The following is a 20,211-nucleotide window of genomic DNA, read 5'->3' on the forward strand; positions in this document are numbered from 1 at the left end:
GTGTATCTCAAGTCCCTCACGCTCAAAGGGTTCAAGTCGTTTGCCGACCGCGCCCATATGACGTTTGAGCCGGGCCTGACCGTCATCGTCGGTCCCAACGGCTCGGGAAAATCGAACATCTCCGACTCCATCCTGTGGGTTCTGGGCGAGCAGAGCGCCAAGCAGCTGCGCGGCCAGGCCATGGAGGATGTCATCTTCTCGGGCTCGTCGGCTCGCAAGCCGGTGGGTGTCGCCGAGGTCACGCTGGTGCTCGATAACTCGGACCATGTGCTACCCGTCGATTTTGACGAGGTCGCCATCACCCGTCGCATGTATCGCTCGGGCGAAAGCGAGTACCTCATCAACTCGAGTCCGTGCCGCCTGATGGACATTCAGGACATCCTGCACGATTCGGGCCTGGGTAAGGATACGCATTCCATCATCAGCCAGGGCAAGCTCGACGCCATTTTGCAGAGCCGCCCCGAGGAGCGCCGTGCCCTCATCGAGGAGGCCGCCGGCATCTCCAAGCACAAGCGCCGCAAGGAGCGTGCGCTCAAAAAGATCAAGTCGATGGACGAGCACCTGACGCGTGCCCGCGACATCAATAAGGAAATCGCCCGTCAACTGCGACCGCTGGAGCGTCAGGTCGATCGCGCGCGCAAGTACAAAGAGCTGTCCTCGCGCGCGAATGAGCTTACGCAGATGCTGGCTGTCGACGAGCTGCGTTCGCTGCAGTCGCAGTGGAACGACTTGGAGAGCCGCTCCAAGGAAGGTGCCGCCGAGCTGGAGCTTGCGCAGTACCGCATGGGCGAAAAGGAGCGCGAGCTCGAGAAGCTCCAGGTTATGCTCGAGGAAAAGGGCCTGTTTGTGGGCGATCTGGGCGAGCAGCGCCGCCATATGCAAGACGTGGTCGGCCGCATTAACTCCGATATGCGCCTGCTCGAGGAAAAGGGCCACAACATGGTGTCGCGCCTGTCCGACATGCGCGGCCAGATTTCGAGCTCCGAGCATCAGCGTCGTCGCGTGGTCGAGGAGCTCGAGGACGCGCGTGCGCAGCTTGAGGAAGTGACCGGTGCGCATACGCAGACCCAGGAGGACGTTGACGCCGCTGGTCCTGCCGCCGCTGAGCTCCACGAGCGGCGCGTGGCGCTCGACAATCAGATTTCGCAGCTTACACGTGAGCAGCGCGATGTGCAGCGCGTGGCCGACAACGCCGCGCTTGAGCTTGCCAAGGTGAAGGACTCGCTGAGCAATGCCGAGGTCGAGGACAACATGTATGCCTCGCGCCTGGAGCAGATCGATGAACAGCTCGAGGAGGTCACGGCCTCGCTCGAGAGCCGTCGCGACCGCGCCGAGGAGCTTGAGGGCGCTCTTGAGGAGGCGCGCCAGGCCCAGGTCGATGCGCGTGAGGCCACCGAGGTCGCCCGTGCGGCCCTGAAGGACTTGCGTGCCCGCGAGAGCGAGGCGCGCAACAAGCTGTCCGAGGTGCGCTCGGAGCTTGCCAGCCAAAAGAAGCTTGATGCGCGCATGGCAGACAGTTCGCCGCTGGTGAGTCGTCTGATGGGCGCACTGGGCGATGATGTCTCAGGCCGTCTGGGCGACGTGCTCGAGGCCCCTCGTGAACTCGAGGGTCTGGTCGAGCAGCTGCTTGCCGGCGATATCGATGCCCTGTTGTTTGATGACGCCGCCGCGCTTGAGCGTGCCGGTCGTGCGGCTCTGGACCAAAAGAAGGCCTCGGGTGAGGCGCTGCTGGTGGCGTGTGGCGTGAGCGGCTCTGCTGCCTCCGAGGGCGCTGGCGGTTCGCGTCTGGTCGATCGCCTTTCCGTGCGTGCCGGTTATGGCCCGATTGTCGAGGCGCTGCTCGGTGGCTATTACGTGGTCGATGACTTGGCTGCCGCGCTGGCTGCGCCTGTCGTTGACGGTGTGACCTATGTGACCCCCGATGGCGCCCGCGTAAGCTGTGGCGGCCTGGTGCGCGTTGGGCTCGATGCCGGCGAGGCTTCGGGTGCCCTGGAGCGCAAGCGTCGCATTCGCGAGCTGGAGGGCCTGGAGCCCGATCTGGCTGCCGTGTTTGAGCATGTGTCGGATCAGGTCGTCGAGGCCAATGCGGCCGTCGAGGAGGCGCGTGCCGCCGAGGGCGATGCCGCCGGCGAGATCGCCCGTCTTGAGGGCGAGCGCCGCTCGCTGCTCTCCGAGATTGGCCGCTTGGAGCAAAGCGCCAACAATGCCGAGGTCGAGCGCGTGCGCATCTCCAAGCGCCGCGAGCAGGCCGCCGAGGCCGTTCGCGCTGCGCGTCCGCGCGTTGACGAGCTCACCCGTTCGCGCGACGAGGCCCGTGCGCAGGCAAGCGACCTGGGTCTCCAGATTGCCGAAGCCAACGACGAGCTCGATCGCGTGCGCCGTGACGATTCCGAGGCAGCCGGTAAGCTCGCCGATGCCAAGGTCCGCCTGGCTCAGACGAGCGAGCGTCTGCGTTCGCTGAAGGGCCGTGTGCCCGACCTGGAGCATCGCCTGGAGGGCATCGACCGCCGTATCCGCGGAACACGCCAGGCCTCGCGCTCGCTCGAGTTGCTGCGCCTGCGCGTCGACCCCATGCACGAGCGCTATTCGGCCCTGCTGGAGCGCGCGTCGGATTGGGCCGCGCGCCTGCGTGACCAGGCTTCGCTCGAGGAGGCGGACTCGGCCTCGCTCAAGAAGACCATCGAGGACGCCAAGGCCGAGGTCTCCCGCGCCAAGGAGCGGGTCGATGCCGCCACCGCGACGCAAAACGAGTTCAAGGTCGCACGCGGTAAACTCGAGGTGCAGGTAGAGGCGGCCATCAAGGCCATTACCGCCGATGGCACGACGGTGCTCGAGGAAGCGCTCATGCTTCCCGCGCCCACGGACCGCGATGCCGCCGAGCGCGAGCTCAACCAGCTTGTGCGCCAGATCAACAACCTGGGCCCTGTGAACCAAGTTGCCATGGAGGAGTACGAGCAGCTCAAGCGCCGCGCCGACTACATCGAGGAGCAGCTGGCCGATCTGGAGAGCGCGCGCAAGGCGCTCACCAAGATCACGGTGGCGATCGACCGCAAGATGCGCAAGGCGTTTCTGGTGACGTTTGAGAAGGTCGACGCGAACTTCCGCGAGATCTTCGCCATGCTCTTCCCGGGCGGTCAGGCTCATCTGGAGATGACCGATCCCGAGCATCCGGCCGAGACGGGCATTGAGGTCGTGGCGCAGCCGCGCGGCAAGCGCATCACCAAGATGATGCTCATGTCGGGCGGCGAGAAGAGTCTGACGGCGCTCGCCCTGCTCTTTGCCGTGTACCGCACGCGCACGGTGCCGTTCTATGTGCTGGACGAGGTTGAGGCGGCGCTTGATGACGCCAACCTGTCCAAGCTCATCGGCGCCCTCGATGTGCTGCGTTCCGATACGCAGCTCTTGGTTATTTCGCATCAGCGCCGTACCATGGAGGACGCTGACGTTCTCTATGGCGTCTCGATGCAAGCCGACGGCGTCAGCCGCGTCGTCTCGCAAAAACTCGATCGCGAAACCGGAAAGGTCGTGAATGCATAATGGGATTCTTTGACGCTCTCTCGCGCGGACTTGAGCGCAGCCGCGAGGCACTCAACGAGGTCTTCTACTTTGGCGGCGAGGTTGACGAGGACTTTTGGGAGGACCTTGAGGACACCCTCGTTATGGGTGACATGGGTGCCGAGGTCGCCATTCAGGTCTCCGATGACCTGCGCGATGCCGCGGCAAAGAAGAACCTCAAGACCGCTCCGCAGCTTCGCCGTGCCCTGGCCGAGCAGCTCGAGCAGCACTTTGTGCCCATCGAGCGCGATCCGTTTTCCGATACGCCGAGCTGCGTGCTGTTTGTGGGCATTAACGGTGCCGGCAAGACCACGACGGTCGGTAAGATCGCGAGCGCCATGGCCGCCCGCGGCAAGAACGTCGTGATCGGTTCGGCCGATACCTTCCGCGCCGCCGCCATCGAGCAGCTCGATGTGTGGGGCCAGCGCGCCGGCGTCCCCGTCATCAAGCGCGACCGCGGCTCCGATCCGGCGAGCGTGTGCTATGACGTGCTCGACGAGGCCGATAAGCGCGGCAGCGACCTGGTGCTGATCGATACCGCCGGCCGTCTGCACACGAGCCCCGAGCTCATGCGCGAGCTTGCCAAGGTGGTCAACGTGACGCGTAAGCGCGCTGCCAAAATGGCCGCCGGTCCTATGCCCGTCTCGGTCGTGCTCGTGATCGATGCTGCCACCGGTCAGAACGGTCTGAACCAGGCGCTCGAGTTTAACGAGGCGCTGGGTCTGGACGGTATTATCATGACTAAGCTCGATGGCACGGCTAAGGGCGGTATCGCCATGGCCGTGGCCGAGAAGCTCAAGCTCCCGATCCTGCGCATCGGCGTGGGTGAGCAGGTCGATGACCTGCAGGAGTTCAATGCCAAAGATTTCTGCCGCGCCCTGGTGGGCGAGTCCAATTAAGGAGTGACTAGTGTTTGATTCCCTGAGCGATCGCCTCAACGACACATTTGACCGCCTGCGCGGCAAGGGCAAGCTGACCGAGGCCGATATCACCTCGGCCATGCGCGACATCCGTATGGCGCTGCTCGAGGCCGACGTCAACTTTAAGGTCGTCAAGGAGTTCGTCGCCAAGACCAAGGAGCGCTGCATGACCGCAGAGGTCATGGAGTCGCTGTCGCCGGCGCAAAACGTCGTCAAGATCGTGCTCGACGAGCTCACCGAGATGCTCGGCTCCACCGAGAGCAAGCTCGTCTTTAGCAACCGTATTCCCAACGTCATTATGCTTGTGGGCCTGCAAGGCTCCGGTAAGACCACGGCAGCCGTAAAGCTTGCCTACCTGCTCAAGAAGCAGGGCCGCTCGCCGCTGCTCGCCGCGTGCGACGTCTACCGCCCTGCCGCTGCCGACCAGTTGGCAACGCTTGGCGGCGAGATTGGCGTGCCGGTCTTCCGCGGTGACGGTGCGCATCCGGTCGACATTGCCACGGGCGCCATCCAGGAGGCCGTCGACCACCTGCGCGACGTGGTCATCGTCGATACCGCCGGTCGCCTGCAGATCGATGAGCAGATGATGAAGGAGGCCGTGGACATCAAGAAAGCCGTCAAGCCCGATCAGGTGCTGATGGTCGTCGATGCCATGACCGGCCAGGATATCGTCAACGTGGTCTCGACCTTTGCCGAGCGCACCGACTTTGACGGTGTGATCATCTCCAAGCTCGACGGCGATGCCCGTGGCGGCGGCGCGCTTTCCGTGCGCCAGGTGACCGGCAAGCCCATCAAGTTTGTGAGCATGGGCGAGAAGCCCGATTCGCTGGAGCCGTTCTATCCCGATCGTATGGCCAAGCGTATTTTGGGCATGGGCGACGTCGTCGGCATCATCGAGAAGGCCCAGGAGGCAGCCGATGCCGAGCAGCTCGAGGCTGCCGAGCGCATGCTGCGCGAGGGCTTCACCATGAACGATATGCTCGACCAGATGAAGGCCGTTAAGAAGATGGGCGGCATGAAGGGCATTCTGGGCATGCTTCCCGGTGGCCAGCGCGCGCTCAACCAGATGGGCGGCAACCTGGACGAGGGCATCTTCGATAAGAACGAGGCCATCATCATGTCGATGACCAAGGAGGAACGCCTGCGTCCCTCCATCATCAACGGTCAGCGCCGTGCCCGCATTGCCAAGGGAGCTGGCGTAACCCCAACCGAGGTCAACAGCCTTATGAAGCAGTGGGGCGAGATGAACAAGATGATGGGCCGCATGCGCACGATGGCCAATCAGGCACAGGCCGGCGGCAAGAAGGGCAAAAAGGGCAAGAAGGGCAAAAAGATGCGCATGCCCAATATTCCCGGCCTGGATGCCATGGGCCTGGGCGGCATGGGCGGCCTAGGAACGGGCGGCCCCAAGTCCGATATGGATCTGCTGCGCCAGATGGAAGCGCAGATGCGTAATAAAAAGTAGCGACTGGCTGAGTCGTGTATGGCGAAGGCCGCCCGGATGGTATTCCAGGCGGCCTTCGTCGTTGGTGCGTTATTTGTTGTGTGAGCAGGCACGTGATGGCATCGATTGCCTGCCGCTAGTGGCAGCCGCAGCTCTCATGGCCCTCGTGCTCGTGATGGCCGTGGCAGCCACAGGACTCGCCATGCTCATGGGAATGCTCGTGGTCATGGCCGTGGCAGCCGCACGTGGCCTCGCCGTTCTGTGCGAGCGTGCCAGCGATAAGGGCTTCGACGCACGCATCGCAGCTGCCCTGGGCTCCCGCATAGACGGTGATGCCGGCTTGAGCAAGCGCGTTGATAGCGCCACCGCCGATGCCGCCGCAGATGAGCGTGTCGACGCCGCCGTTGGCGAGCAGACCCGCCAGCGCGCCATGACCGGTGCCACCGGTGCCCACGACCTGCCTGTCGATCACCTCGCCGTCCTGGATGTCGTAGATCTTGAACTGCTCGCTGCGGCCAAAGTGCATAAAGATGTTGCCGTTGTCGTACGTCGTTGCCACCCTCATAGTGTCAACCTCCTTTGCTGGCCATGCGGCCGTCGTCGTGGTAATGGGGGAGTACGCGATGTTGCCACCTTTGATACTCAGCGCGCGCCCGTTGACCAGCGCGTTTGCCACCTTGCGATGCGCGCGGCTGCAGATGGCCGCCACGGTGGCACGAGCGATGCCCATGTGTTGGGCGACAGCCTCCTGATTGAGGCCTTCCAGGTCGCACAGCCGCAGCACCTCGAGCTCGTCGACCGTCATGTCGATGGCGTCTCCGCTGGCAAGGCCATCGGGGGTAAAGCCGCGGTATTCGGGGATGATCCCGACGCGGCGCAGTTTCTCGCGTCTTCCTGCCATATACACTCCAAATCTGACATATGTCAAAAATAGGATAGCGCATCTGCGGACCAGCGCAAGGCATTTTTGGCATATGTCAGAAAAAGGCAAAGCCGTTGCGACTGAGAGTGAGCTGCCGTGCATTGCGTGTGCCGGCCCAAGTGTCCCATCCGATGCTGTGCGCCTGGGCTACAATAAAAATTGCTTATAGGCGACTGACAGGAGGGTCAATGAGCAAAGCTGATCAACAGTTTGTAGCCATGTGCCGCGATATCTTGGACCATGGCACCACCACCGAGGGCCAAAAGGTCCGTCCGGTGTGGGAGGACGGCACCCCTGCCTATACCATTAAAAACTTTGGCGTTACGGCGCGCTACGACCTGCGCGAGGAGTTCCCCGCGCTCACGCTGCGCCGCACGGCGCTTAAGTCTGCCATGGACGAGATTCTGTGGATCTATCAAAAAAAGTCCAATAACGTCCATGACCTCCACAGCCATATTTGGGACGAGTGGGCTGACGAGACCGGCTCCATCGGTAAGGCCTACGGATACCAGATTGGCCAGAAGAGCCATTATGCCGAGGGCGACTTTGACCAGATGGACCGCGTGCTGTACGACCTTAAGCATACGCCGTATAGCCGTCGTATCATGACGAACACCTATGTGTTCAGCGACCTGTCCGAGATGCACCTGTATCCGTGCGCCTACAGCGTGACATATAACGTGACGCAGCGCCCGCAGGATGACAAACCGACGCTCAACATGATTCTCAACCAGCGCAGCCAGGACATTTTGGCCGCGAACAACTGGAACGTGTGCCAGTACGCCATTCTGCTCATGATGGTTGCGCAGTCCGTCGATATGATTCCCGGCGAGCTGCTGCACGTGATTGCCGATGCTCACATTTACGACCGTCATGTCGATATTGTCCGCGAGCTTATCGAGCGTCCGCAGTTTGCGGCGCCTAGGGTAACGCTGAGCCCCGACGTGCATGATTTCTACGCGTTTACGACCGATGATCTGATCGTCGAGGGCTATGAGCACGGTCCGCAGGTCAAGAACATTCCTATTGCGGTGTAGGTGGCGCTTATGACGTGTAAGCTTTCTGCCATCGTCGCCGTGTGTGACGACTGGGGCATTGGCTGCGAGGGCGACATGGTAGTGTCCAATCGCGCCGACATGCGCCATTTTGTTGCGTGCACCAAAGGCTGTCCGGTCATCATGGGACGCAAGACGCTGCTGAGTTTTCCCGGGGGGCGTCCGCTCAAGAACCGCCGCAATATCGTGCTCACGCGCGACGTGGACTTTGCTCCCGAGGACGTCGATGTGGTGCACAGTATTGATGAGGCGCTCGCTGCGGTTGCCGATGAGCCCGTTGCGTGGGTGATTGGTGGCGGCGATGTCTATCGGCAGTTTTTGCCGTATTGCGCAGAGGCCGAGGTCACGCACAACCATTGCGTGCATGTCGTGGATACGTACTTTCCCGATTTGGGAACCGATCCGGCGTGGGAGATTGCGCAGCGTAGCGGGGTCGCAACGATTGCCGCCGGTGAGGGTGACGAGGGCGTCGATTATGAGTTCGTGACGTATCGTCGCATCGAGGCGTAAAACCGATTATCCCTTCGGTATTATCGGGATGAAATGAATGACGGGGCGGCGCATGGCGTTGCCCCGATATTTGTATAGGTGCTGCAAAGAAAGGTGCGGGCTGGCTACTATGACTGATGCCGTTGAGGTGCTGCGAATCGATTCGCTCGAGGACGAGAGGCTCGATGCCTACGTGCGACTGACGGAGCGTGAGCTACGTTGCGTGCTGGAGCCGCAAAAGGGCATCTTTATCGCAGAGAGCGCCAAGGTCATCGAGCGTGCGGTACGCGCCGGCTACGACCCGGTGAGTTTTCTTTTGGGCGAGCGCTGGCTCGATCAGATGATGCCGCTGTTTGAGCGTCTGGTCGTGCGCGAGGGAGCGGGTCCTGTTCCGGTGTTCGTGGCCTCGATGGAGCTCATGGAGCAGCTGACGGGCTTTAATGTGACGCGCGGCGCGCTGGCGGCGTTTCGTCGCCCGCGGCAGATTTCGGTCGATGAGTTTCTCGGCGGCGTCGCTGAGGCGGCAGGGGAGCGTCCGGTGCGCGTGTGCGTGCTTGAGGGCATTGTTGATCACACCAATGTTGGCGCGATTTTTCGCTCGGCCGCCGCGCTCAATGTCGACGGTATTCTGGTGAGCCCTACGTGCTGCGATCCGCTGTATCGTCGTTCCGCCCGTGTGAGCATGGGCACGGTGTTTCAGGTGCCGTGGACTCGTATTGGCAGCGAGGCGCGCGTATGGCCGCATGATGGCCTGGCGGCGCTGCACAATGCCGGGTTTTCCTGTGCCGCCATGGCGCTGACGGATGACTCCGTTTCGCTGGACGACCCTGCGCTGCGCGAGATTGACCGTCTGGCGATTTTTATGGGTACTGAGGGTGCCGGCTTGGGCGCCAAGACCATTGCCGGCTGCGACCGAGCCGTGCGCATTCCGATGGCGCACGGGGTCGATTCGCTCAACGTGGCCGCGGCGAGCGCCGTCGCCTTTTGGCAGCTGTGCCCGCACGTGAGCAACGAGTACCACTACCAGCCGGGTTTGTATCACTAGGCAGATATTCTGCACCGCGCTCTGATTCGGGGCGTTTCGGTCGCCGCTAGTCGGTGCTAAGCTGGTTTTGGCTTTGGTTTTAAATTGCTGTTTTGTTGTTTGACGTATACGAGTGGGGAGGGCGTGTGGCTAAGAAATCTACGGCTATCGATGTAACGCAAGGTGTCATTTGGCAGCAATTGCTGTCGCTGTGCGTTCCCATCTTTTTTAGTTCGTTTTTTCAGCAGGCTTACACGCTTATCGGCACCTATATCGTCGGTCAGTTTGGCGGCAAGCTTGCGCTGGGCGGCATTCAAGCCACGATGGTGCTCACGGAGCTCTGCATTGGTTTTTGCGTTGGCGTTGGCGCCGGTTGCGCCGTTATCACGGGGCAGTTTTTTGGCCAGCACGATGACGAGCGCTTGAGCCGTTCGATCCATACAGCCATGACGCTTGCGCTCGTGGGCGGTATCGTCGTTTCCATTCTTGGCATAGTGCTTGTCGAGCCCATGCTCGTTTTGATGAATACGCCGCACGAGCTTCTCGCCGAGGGCGTAGCCTATGCTCGCTGCTATTTTGCCGCCATGTTTGCGGCGCTGCTGCTCAATATGGGTACCGCGCTGCTGCGTGCCGTGGGCGATACGCGTGGCCCTGCCGTGATTATTGCTTCCGGCTGCCTCGTGAACGTGGTGCTCGATATCATTTTTGTTGCCGTGCTGCATTTGGAGGCCTTGGGCTGTGGTATCGCGGTGGCACTGACCATTTGCTCTAATGCCACGATGATTGTGATTCGCATGATGCGTGCTCCGGGCGCATGGCGTTTGTCGATATCCAAGCTCGGCATCGATCGCGGTATTTGCAAGAGCATGCTTTCGTGCGGTTTGCCGCTGGGTTTTCAATCGGCGGCGTATTCGATTTCCAACGTTCTGATTCAGGTATCGGTCAACTCGTTTGGTGCCGATGTTACGACGGCGTGGGGTCTTTCGGGCCGTCTCGACGGCATCATCTGGATGGTGACCGAGGCGCTCGGCGTATCCATCACCACGTTCTCGGCGCAGAACTTTGGCGCGCGCAATTACGAGCGCATGCGCAAGGGCTACCACACGTCGCTCGTGCTGTCGTTTTTGCTCATCGGCGGTCTGTCCGGTGTACTGTTGGTGTTCTCGGGTCCCCTGTCGCGCCTGTTTGTCGATGATGCTTCGATTTCGGGTTACACCACGACCATCATCCATTTCATTGCACCGTTCTACGCGATCTTCTCGATTATCGAGAACGCGTCGGGCTCCATCCGCGGCGCCGGCGTGAGCTTCCAGCCCATGGTTCTCACCATCTTTGGTACGGTGGTGCTCAGGGTGATCTGGGTGTTTGCAATCATGCCCTTCGATCCGTCGCTCGAGCATCTACTGCTGGTCTACCCCGTAACCTGGCTCATCACGGCCACGATGTTCACCATCTACCACCACAGCGGCAATTGGCTAGGCCGCGCCACCGCCTAGCCGGCACTTGGGGACGTTCCTTTTCTGCCGGCACAAAGGGACGCTCCTTTTCTGCCGGCACTTTGGGACACTCCTTGTGAAGCAATTTCGCCTTTTTCGGAGACTCTGTTTGCCGTGCCCTTGTAAACTGTCAAAACGGGCTCAGCAAATTAGATCGTCCGCGCCTATCAGATGTTGCCCGGTGGGTTTTTGATGGGAGGGCGATATGCCAAGAACTGGTCGAGTCGTTTCGTTAACGGGCTATAACCACATTATCGCGCGTGGAAATGGCGGCATTTGCATCTTCGAAGACGATGAAGATCGCTATCGGATGCTTACACTGTTCGAGGGTAAACTTGTCGGTAATGGCGTTGGCGTTACCGCATGGTGTCTCATGTCGAATCATTTTCATCTTATGGTCGACGATCCTCATGGAAATATATCTTCGTGCATGAGTGGCGTTCTTACGTCGTATGCGATGTATTTCAATCGCAAAACAGACCGAGTTGGGCACTTGTTCCAAGATAGATTTACTAATATTCCGGTCGAGAATGACGTGCAAGCAATTTCGCTTGCTGACTATATTCATATGAACCCGGTCAAGGCGGGCATTTCCGCCGTTGATACATATCGTTGGTCCAGTTACCGAGCATACGCTTACGGCTATGATGGATTTGGATTTTGTGACCCCGGGATTGTTTTGGATCTCGTGGGTGGATCTCTTGAGTATCGGCACTATCTTGCCGATCGAATTGACCAAGCGCCCTACGATGCTGAGCCTCGACCGCGCATTCTGGATGATGAGGCTCTTGAGGTCGCCAAAAGCGTTGCCGCCCCTATATCACTTCCCGAGCTTGTTTCCTTGAAGCCATCTGAGCGAAAGCCCATTCTCTGCAAAATGAGAAGAGCGGGTCTCACGATTAATCAAATAGTGAGGGTCGTTGGCATCGGTCGTACGTCAGTTGTTTCTGGTACGGCAGGTTGGAAGAAGATTTAGGTTACTGGATTGGTGACGGCGCAGGAGCGTCTCCAACTGCCGGCAGAAAAGGAACGTCCCCAACTGCCGGCAGAAAGGGAACGTCCCTAAGTGCCGAATTAGTATTCGATGCCTTGGCGGGCTAGGAGGCCTTCGTCGAAGTAGTGTTTGACAGGGCGCATTTCGGTTACCAGATCGGCAAGGTCGGCGAGGGGCAGCAAGCCTCGGCCGGTCAGTACGAGCTCCGTGGTGTCGGGCTTCATCGCGATCAGCGCTTCGACATCTTTGCGCGTCACAAAGCCCCGCCGCATGGCTTCTCCCAGCTCATCCAAGATCAACACGTCGACCTGGCTAATCTGCTCGCGCGCCAGCTCTATGATTTGTGCGGCACAGGCTTCGGGCGTGTCGCGGTCGGCTTGTACGATGCGCAGACCCAAACGGGGCGCCGCATCATGCTCGGCGCAGTGCAGCTTCTTCGCAAACTGCAGCATAAGCACGTTAAGTCCGTAGCCCGTCGCGCGCAAGGCGAGCCCCAACGCAGCCGTTGTCTTGCCCTTGCCGTCGCCCGTATAGATTTGAACCTTGCCGACTTCCAGTGATGCCATCTCTGTCCTTTCGTGCCCGGCGTCGGTTTATCGCCGTCCGGGTTGGGTATTCTAAAAACATTATCAACCCCAGTAGATGGAGTTCAAGCAGATGGAGATGGATGACAACAAACGTAGACGGAATATGATCCTCTACGTGCTCATCGCCTTCGTCGTCTACCTCGTGCTCTCGACCGTTCTGTTCCCCAACATCGGTCACACGCAGCAGATTACGAAGACCGATTACTCGACGTTTGTCAAAGCGCTCGATAAGAAGAGCGTTGACAAGGTCGAGTACAACACGGACGATTACTCGATTTATTACACCAAGAAGGGCGAGGACGAGAACATCGCCTACAAGACGACCGGTGTGCCGAATGACGCGGGCTTTACCGATCGCGTGCTTGAATCTGGCGCCTCGCTTGAGTCGGTCGTTCCCGATAAAAACTCGGGTTTGATGACCTACTACCTGCTCACCCTCATTCTTCCCATGGCGATTTTCTTCCTGATTGGCTGGTGGCTCAACCGCCGCATGAAGAAGGCCATGGGCGATGACGGTCCGTCGATGAACTTTGGCGGCGGCGGTTTTGGCGGCGGCGGACTGGGTAAGTCCGGCGCGCGCGTGATCGCCTCCAAGGACGTGGGCGTGACCTTTAAGGACGTCGCCGGCCAGGAAGAGGCCAAGGAGTCCCTCAAGGAGGTCGTCGACTTTCTGGAGAAGCCGCAGCGCTACGAGGAGATCGGCGCCAAGCTGCCGCGCGGCGCTCTTCTTGTTGGCCCTCCGGGTACCGGTAAGACCCTGCTTGCCAAGGCTGTTGCCGGCGAGGCGGGCGTGCCGTTCTTTAGCATTTCGGGCTCTGAGTTCGTTGAGATGTTTGTTGGTCGCGGCGCTGCTAAGGTGCGTGACCTGTTTAAGCAGGCAAAGGAAAAGGCCCCGTGTATCGTCTTTATCGATGAGATCGATACCATCGGTAAGAAGCGCGATGGCGGCGGCTTTAGCGGCAACGACGAGCGCGAGCAGACGCTCAACCAGTTGCTGACCGAGATGGACGGCTTCGATAACCACAAGGGTATTGTCGTCCTTGCTGCCACCAACCGCCCCGACAGCCTCGATCCGGCCTTGCTGCGCCCCGGCCGTTTTGACCGCCGCATTCCCGTCGAGCTGCCCGACCTGACCGGCCGTAAGAACATCCTCGAGCTCCACGCCAAGAGCGTGAAGACTCAGCCGCCGATCGATCTGACCGCGATTGCCCGCGCCACACCCGGTGCCTCGGGCGCCGACCTGGCCAATATCATCAACGAGGGCGCTCTGCGCGCCGTTCGCGAGGGTCGAAAGCGTGCAACCCAGGACGACTTCGAGGAGTCGGTGGAGGTCGTTATCGCCGGCCAGCAGCGTAAGTCCACGGTGCTGTCCGACCACGAGAAGCAGGTTGTTTCCTACCACGAGATTGGCCATGCCATCGTCGCTGCCCGCCAAAAGGGCTCTGCTCCGGTCACCAAGATCACCATCGTGCCGCGCACGAGCGGTGCTCTTGGCTATACCATGCAGGTCGAGGAGGACGAGCGTTTTCTGACCACGCGCCAGGAGGTGCTCGACAAGCTCGCTGTCTACTGCGGAGGACGTGCTGCCGAGGAGCTCATCTTTGGTGAGATGACGACCGGCGCGGCCAACGATATCGAGCAGGCCACCAAGCTCGCCCGCAACATGGTGACGCGTTTTGGTATGTCCGATGAGTTTGGCATGATGGCGCTCGGTACCGTTCAGAACGCGTATCTCAACCAGGACACGTCGCTCACTTGCGCCCCCGGTACGGCCGAGCGCGTGGACGCGATTGTCGCCAAGCTGATCGAGGATGCGCATGATCGCGCCCTGCAGATCCTCAAGGAGAACAAGTTTAAGCTTCACGAGCTGGCTCGTTATCTGTACAAGAAGGAGACGATTACGGGTGAGGAGTTCATGAACCTCCTCATGCGTGAGAATCCGCTGATGCCAAAGCAGCAGTAAAGCCGCGGCCGAGCCAGTGATCGCCGACGCCCCATTTGAGCAGCTTTCTCAAATGGGGCGTTTTGCTTGAGAGGGATGGAAATGAAGATCGTGGTGAGCGCCTGCTTGATGGGCGAGAACTGTAAATATAACGGGCTTGACAATTACCATCGCGAGCTGGTCGAGGCTTGCGAACGTACGGGGACCGAGGTCCTGCTGGTGTGCCCTGAGGTTTTTGGCGGTCTGCCTACGCCGCGCAAGCCGTCCGAGATTGTGGACGGTGAGGTCCGCACCTGCGAGGGCACCTCGGTCGATCGCGAGTTTCGTCTAGGTGCCCAGCGTGCGCTCGATATGTGCGAGCACTTTGGCGGCCCGTCCGAGATCGCTGCGTGCTTCCTTCAGGACCGCAGTCCCTCGTGTGGCGCGGGTCGTATCTATGATGGAACCTTTAGCGGTACGCTCATCGCGGGCAACGGTGTCTTCGTCGATCTACTGCTGCGCCACGGTTATCGCGTGATTCCGGCTAGCGAGTTCGACCCCAGCATGCTGGAGCAATAAAAAACCACCACAAAGGTGCCTGTCCCCTTTGTGGTGGTTTTGGTAGGTTAGGCGAGGAGCGTGTGACCGTAGGCGTTGGCTGCCCGGTATTTTGCTCCAAGAGAAAGTCCACAGCCGCGAGATTATTCGAACGTATAAAACCAGTGTTGAGGGTTTTTCGCTGGCGCGGAACGTGCTAGCATACTCCGCATAAGCGTTGATGGGGACGAGTAGTCGGCCGTCCGCATGCTACAGAGAGCGGGGAGCGCTGAGAACCCGTGCATGCGACCGATGAAAATCACCCCGGAGCTGCGGTCCCAACGGACGTGCCGCGCAGGTTCGTCTTAGTAGACATCGCCGAGATGGTCGTCGATATAGGCCAGCCGAGTAACGGATGCGAGCGCGCGAATACGCGGGCGAGGGCATCTAAGCTGGGTGGTTAAGCGAAGAGCTTTTACGGGCAGACTGCCTGTTTTGTGGCGCTTCGTCCCAGCTTGTAGGGACGGGCGCTTTTTTGGTGCCCAGAGGGCGTGCGCGCCCACGACATGAAAGGGGTACCGTGGCAAACGAGTACAAGCAGACGATGAATCTGCCCAAAACCGGATTTCCCATGCGTGCCGGTCTTTCCAAGTCCGAGCCCAAGCGACTCAAGGACTGGCAGGACAACAAGGTCTACGAGCAAGTTCTAAAGAAGAACGAGGGTCACAAGAAGTTCGTGCTGCACGACGGCCCTCCGTACGCCAACGGCCCGATCCACATCGGCCACGCGATGAACAAGATCTCCAAGGACATGATCAACCGTTACTGGATGATGCAGGGCTGCGAAGTTCCCTATGTCCCCGGTTGGGACTGCCACGGTCAGCCGATTGAGCACAAGGTCGAGGAGAAGCTCGGCACCGAGAAGTTCAACCAGACCTCCACGGCTAAGATCCGCGAGCTTTGCAACAAGTTCGCTGTCGAGAACATCGAGCTGCAGAAGGCCGGCTTCCGTCGTCTGGGCGTGCTTGGCGACTGGGACAACCCCTACCTGACGCTTTATCACCAGCACGATGCCGCCGACATCGAGGTCTTTAAGGCCATGTTCGACAAAGGCATGATCTATCGCGGCCACAAGCCGGTTCACTGGTGCAAGCATTGCCATACCGCGCTGGCCGAGGCCGAGATCGAGTACTCCGACGAGACGAGCCCGTCCATCTTCGTGCGCTTCGAGATGACCTCCAAGCCCGCCGGCCTCGAGAACTTCGACGGCCCGGTTGACTTCATCATCTGGACGACCACGCCGTGGACCATTCCCTCCGACCAGGCAGTTTCCCTCAAGCCCGGCGCCGCTTACGTCGCCGTTGAGCACGACGGCCGCGCCGAGGTCATGCTCGAGGACCTGGCTCCCAAGTGCTGCGAGGAGTTTGGCTGGGAGTACACCCCGGTTATGGTCGACGGCAAGCCCTATGTGGTTCCCGCCGAGACCTTCCACCACATCCACTACAAGCAGCCGATCTTTGACGGTGTCGAGGGTGTGGCGCTGCTGGCCGATTACGTCGGTGTCGATGACGGTACCGGTATCGTCCACAACTCGCCCGGCCACGGCGTCGACGACTACTTTGCCTGCCTCAAGGAGGGCATCACCGACATCTGCATGCCGGTCGATGACGACGGCAAGTTCTACACCGGCGAGGAGTTTGGCACCGGTGGCCCCTTCAGCGGTATGGATACCGATGAGGCCAACCCGCATATCATCGAGTTCCTGCGCGAGCGCGGCACCCTGGTCCTCGAGAAGAAGATCACGCACAGCTATCCGCACTGCTGGCGCTGCAAGCACCCGGTGCTCTTCCGTGCTACTGACCAGTGGTTTGTCTCTATGGACAAGACCGGTTTGCGTGAGCAGGCTGGCAAGGAGGTTCGCGAGAACGTCAAGTGGTATCCGGCGCACGCCGCCAACCGCATCGGCGCCATGGTCGAGCAGCGTCCCGACTGGTGCATCAGCCGTCAGCGCAACTGGGGCGTGCCTATCCCCAGCTACACCTGCGCCGACTGCGGCGAGAAGGTCATGAACGACGCCACGCTCGACGCCGTCATCAAGCTCTTCCACGAGAAGGGCTCCGACGCCTGGTTCACCGACGCTCCCGAGAGTTACCTTGGCGAGGCCTGCGTCTGCCCCAAGTGCGGCGGCCATCACCTCAAGGCCGATAAGGACATCCTCGACGTGTGGTGGGATTCCGGCGTCTCCTGGAAGGCCGTCTGCGAGTACCGTCCCGAGCTGGAGTACCCGGCGGACGTGTATCTTGAGGGTTCCGACCAGCACCGCGGTTGGTTCCAGAGCTCGCTGCTCACCTCGGTGGGTGCCAACGGCCACGCTCCCTACAAGGCGGTCGTCTCGCAGGGCTTCACGCTCGACGGCCAGGGCCGCAAGATGTCCAAGTCGCTCGGTAATGTCATCGACCCCAATAAGGTCTGTGACGAGATGGGCGCCGACATCATCCGCCTGTGGGTTGCCTCCGTCGACACCAGCTCCGACGTTTCCATCGACCACGAGATCCTTGCTCGTACGTCCGATGCCTACCGTCGTTTCCGCAACACGCTGCGCTTCCTGCTCTCCGAGCTCGAGGGTCAGTTTGAGCCCGAGACCGACGGTGTCGCCTTTGCCGATCTGCTGCCGCTCGACAAGCTCATGGTTGCCCGCCTGACCCAGGTCCAGGCCGAGGTCGACGATGCCTACGCCAGCTACGAGTTCCCGCGCGCCTACCGTGCGCTCTACGACTTTGTGGTTACCGAGCTTTCCAACGTGTACCTTGACGCCCTGAAGGACCGTCTGTACTGCGACAAGCCCGGCTCGCTCGAGCGTCGCAGCGCCCAGACCGTGCTGGCCGAGCTCTTCTCGATGCTCATGCGCGACCTGCAGCCGATCCTGTCCTACACCGTCGACGAGGCCATGGCCTATGCGCCTGCTGGCTGCGTCGATCACCAGAAGTACGCTGCGCTGCTCGATTGGTACAAGTCGCCCATCACGGTCGACGAGGCCAACGAGTTTGAGGGCGTGCTTGAGGCTTCGCTCGAGCTCCGTGGCGCCGTGACCAAGGCCCTTGAGGATGCCCGCTCCGCCGGCACCTTCACCAAGAGCCAGCAGGTCCGCGTCAAGGCGGTCGTTCCCGCCGAGATGTATGCGCTGCTGACCGGTGATAAGGCTGTCGACTTGGCCGAGTTCTACATCGTCTCCGATGTTGAGCTGACCCAGGGCGAGGAGCTTTCCGTTGCCATCGAGGCTGCCGAAGGCGAGTGCTGCGACCGTTGCTGGAACTACCGCACCACGGTCGGCGAGTACAACGGCCACGCGCACATCTGCAAGCGTTGTGCCGAAGCTCTTTAGTTACGCGGTTTTACCAAACCGCGTAACCAGTTGACGCTGCAAACCCGCCAGAGCGGCAATCTGCCTTTCAACTTCGGCGGCATGACCAGAAGGTCAATGCCGCCTTGTTTCAAGGCACCTTGCTCGCTCTGGCGGGTTTTCGCTGTCGGTAACGAATCATCGGCTATTTCGTTGCTGGTCAATATAAGATATTGATTTGCGTTAAACGTAATTCGATGTTCTTGAGGGTAGGGGATTGATTTGGGTCGTACTGCGGATATGGCGCCGTCTTTGCGTTGGCGGCTGGGTATTGCTGGTGGGGTGGCGCTGGTTGTGCTACTTGTTGACCAGCTGACCAAGCTTGCGGTTCGTGCCGTGGGCGATGCCCTGCATATGACCGTTATCCCTGGCGTGATCGATTTTGTGTTTGTTCGCAATATCGGAGCTGCGTTTAGCATGGGCGAGGGCCATGGCGTTGCGTTCGCTATGCTGGCGCTTGCGGTCATTGCCGCCATTGCCGTGTACTTGGTTCGTGCGCCTCAGCTTGCTCGCCTGGAGGTCGTTGGTATGGCTATGGTCGCGGGCGGTGCCGTCGGCAACGTGATCGACCGTCTCGCCTTTGGGTTCGTGACCGATTTTATTGCCACCACCTTCATCGATTTCCCCGTCTTTAACGTTGCCGATATCGGCATTACGGTCGGTGTCGTGCTGGCGCTCATCGGCTACATGTTCTTGAGCCCCGCCGCTCGCGAGGTCGATGCGACCGCCGAGCTCAACGCCCGTGATGAGGCCCGCGCCAAGCGCAAAGCCAAGCAGCGTGGGGAGCGTGCCCGCAAGATTCGCGATAGGAATGAGCGATAATGGCCGACATTCATATTCTTGTTGCTGACGATTCCGCTGGTCAGCGTCTTGATGCCTATCTGGGTGCCAATGACGGCTGCCCTACGCGCTCTGCCTGCGCGCATCTGATCGAGGGCGGTGCCGTTGCCGTCAACGGCGAGACCTGTCTCTCCAAAAAGTACGCCGTGCGAGCCGGCGACCGCATTTCGGTCGATTTGCTCGAGCCGCACGACCCGGCCGACGTGATTCCCGAGGCCATTCCCATCGATATTCGCTACGAGGACGACTATCTCATTGTGCTCTCCAAGCAGCGCGGCCTGGTGTGCCATCCTGCGCATGGTCATGAGAGCGATACGCTCGCGAATGCCCTGGTCTATCACTGCGGCATCGACCATCTGGGCACCGTGCAGGGCGAGGATCGCCCCGGCATCGTGCATCGCCTGGATCGCGACACTTCGGGCCTTATGCTTGCGGCGAAGGACGACGACACCCAGCGCGCGCTCCAAAATCTTATCCGTACGCGCACGCTCGACCGCCGCTATATTACGCTCGTTCACGGACATATCGCTATGGATGAGGGCACCATTAACACCGGCATTGCCCGTTCTACGCGTGACCGTGTCAAGATGGCGGTTTCGGATGATCCTTTCGCGCGTCAGGCCATTACGACCTTTAAGGTCCTCGAGCGCTTCGATTCCACGCGTATTGACGACGGCTATACGCTCGTCGAGTGCCACCTGTTTACGGGCCGCACGCATCAGATTCGCGTGCATATGCGCCATATCAACCACGCCTGCGTGGGCGATCCACTCTACGGCAAGTGCGATGCACGCGCCGATCAGGGTCTGACCAGGCAGTTCCTGCATTCCTGGCGCGTCGCATTCGACCATCCCGTGACGGGGGAGCGCATTGAGTGCCGCGATAAGCTGCCGTGGGATCTCGCTGCGGTTCTTGACGACCTGGCACCGCGCTCGCTTGGTCGCACCGCTGCCGGCGACGAGATCGTTCCTCAGCTCGGTCTTCTCGAAGCCTAGTCAGTATTAGGTGGTTTCTTGAACGCCCCTAG

At 60.5% G+C, this 20,211-nt stretch carries 15 protein-coding genes; 13 read left to right on the forward strand and 2 right to left on the reverse strand.

Features of this window, described 5'->3' with window-relative positions:
- Genes smc through ffh form a run of 3 tightly spaced genes read left to right on the forward strand, consistent with a single transcriptional unit; the run spans position 1 to position 5,940 of the window.
- Positions 1-3,537, forward strand: coding sequence for a chromosome segregation protein SMC (gene smc, locus DXB98_RS00975; RefSeq protein WP_117742820.1), 3,537 nt, complete (start codon positions 1-3; stop codon positions 3,535-3,537).
- Entirely contained in the window at positions 3,537-4,454 is a 918-nt protein-coding gene (gene ftsY / locus DXB98_RS00980) for a signal recognition particle-docking protein FtsY (protein WP_117742821.1), read from the forward strand. Before smc ends, ftsY begins: the two co-directional genes overlap by 1 nt.
- Before the next feature lie 10 nt (positions 4,455-4,464).
- Positions 4,465-5,940: a signal recognition particle protein gene (gene ffh, locus DXB98_RS00985; protein WP_117742822.1), complete on the forward strand. Its 1,476-nt coding sequence runs from the start codon at positions 4,465-4,467 to the stop codon at positions 5,938-5,940.
- 115 nt (positions 5,941-6,055) lie between these two features.
- Here ffh and DXB98_RS00990 read toward each other — a convergent pair whose 3' ends face one another.
- Positions 6,056-6,820, reverse strand: a complete 765-nt coding sequence (locus DXB98_RS00990; protein WP_117742823.1) for a NifB/NifX family molybdenum-iron cluster-binding protein — start codon at positions 6,818-6,820, stop codon at positions 6,056-6,058.
- Between the two features lie 209 nt (positions 6,821-7,029).
- On the opposite strand from DXB98_RS00990, the gene thyA reads away from it, so the two are divergent.
- The 5 genes from thyA (at position 7,030) to DXB98_RS01015 (ending at position 11,881) form a co-directional block, all read left to right on the forward strand.
- Positions 7,030-7,878: a thymidylate synthase gene (gene thyA, locus DXB98_RS00995; RefSeq protein ID WP_117742824.1), complete on the forward strand. Its 849-nt coding sequence runs from the start codon at positions 7,030-7,032 to the stop codon at positions 7,876-7,878.
- Positions 7,879-7,887: 9 nt separating this feature from the next.
- Positions 7,888-8,406, forward strand: coding sequence for a dihydrofolate reductase (locus DXB98_RS01000; RefSeq protein WP_117742825.1), 519 nt, complete (start codon positions 7,888-7,890; stop codon positions 8,404-8,406).
- 109 nt (positions 8,407-8,515) lie between these two features.
- A complete protein-coding gene (locus DXB98_RS01005; protein WP_117742826.1) occupies positions 8,516-9,430 on the forward strand; it encodes an RNA methyltransferase in 915 nt (304 codons plus the stop codon).
- Positions 9,431-9,555: 125 nt separating this feature from the next.
- Positions 9,556-10,905, forward strand: a complete 1,350-nt coding sequence (locus DXB98_RS01010; protein ID WP_117742827.1) for an MATE family efflux transporter — start codon at positions 9,556-9,558, stop codon at positions 10,903-10,905.
- Between the two features lie 205 nt (positions 10,906-11,110).
- Positions 11,111-11,881 (forward strand): transposase, encoded by a 771-nt coding sequence (locus DXB98_RS01015; RefSeq protein WP_117742828.1) that lies wholly within the window; start codon positions 11,111-11,113, stop codon positions 11,879-11,881.
- A 98-nt stretch (positions 11,882-11,979) separates the two neighbouring features.
- Here DXB98_RS01015 and DXB98_RS01020 read toward each other — a convergent pair whose 3' ends face one another.
- On the reverse strand, positions 11,980-12,465 hold the full coding sequence (locus DXB98_RS01020) for a cob(I)yrinic acid a,c-diamide adenosyltransferase (protein ID WP_117742829.1): 486 nt from the start codon (positions 12,463-12,465) through the stop codon (positions 11,980-11,982).
- A 91-nt stretch (positions 12,466-12,556) separates the two neighbouring features.
- On the opposite strand from DXB98_RS01020, the gene ftsH reads away from it, so the two are divergent.
- The 5 genes from ftsH to DXB98_RS01045 all read left to right on the forward strand — a co-directional run bounded on the left by ftsH (position 12,557) and on the right by DXB98_RS01045 (position 20,179).
- A complete protein-coding gene (ftsH, locus tag DXB98_RS01025; protein WP_199407087.1) occupies positions 12,557-14,449 on the forward strand; it encodes an ATP-dependent zinc metalloprotease FtsH in 1,893 nt (630 codons plus the stop codon).
- 81 nt (positions 14,450-14,530) lie between these two features.
- Entirely contained in the window at positions 14,531-14,986 is a 456-nt protein-coding gene (locus DXB98_RS01030) for a DUF523 domain-containing protein (RefSeq protein WP_117742831.1), read from the forward strand.
- 562 nt (positions 14,987-15,548) lie between these two features.
- Positions 15,549-18,326: an isoleucine--tRNA ligase gene (ileS, locus tag DXB98_RS01035; RefSeq protein WP_369831380.1), complete on the forward strand. Its 2,778-nt coding sequence runs from the start codon at positions 15,549-15,551 to the stop codon at positions 18,324-18,326.
- Positions 18,327-18,566: 240 nt separating this feature from the next.
- Positions 18,567-19,166 (forward strand): signal peptidase II, encoded by a 600-nt coding sequence (gene lspA / locus DXB98_RS01040; RefSeq protein WP_233502182.1) that lies wholly within the window; start codon positions 18,567-18,569, stop codon positions 19,164-19,166.
- Positions 19,166-20,179 carry an RluA family pseudouridine synthase gene (locus DXB98_RS01045; RefSeq protein ID WP_199407088.1) on the forward strand — a complete coding sequence of 338 codons (1,014 nt, stop codon included), beginning with the start codon at positions 19,166-19,168 and terminating at the stop codon, positions 20,177-20,179. Before lspA ends, DXB98_RS01045 begins: the two co-directional genes overlap by 1 nt.
- Positions 20,180-20,211: the final 32 nt, after the last annotated feature.

It is taken from the genome of Collinsella sp. OM07-12, from assembly GCF_003438275.1.
Taxonomy (GTDB): Bacteria; Actinomycetota; Coriobacteriia; order Coriobacteriales; family Coriobacteriaceae; genus Collinsella.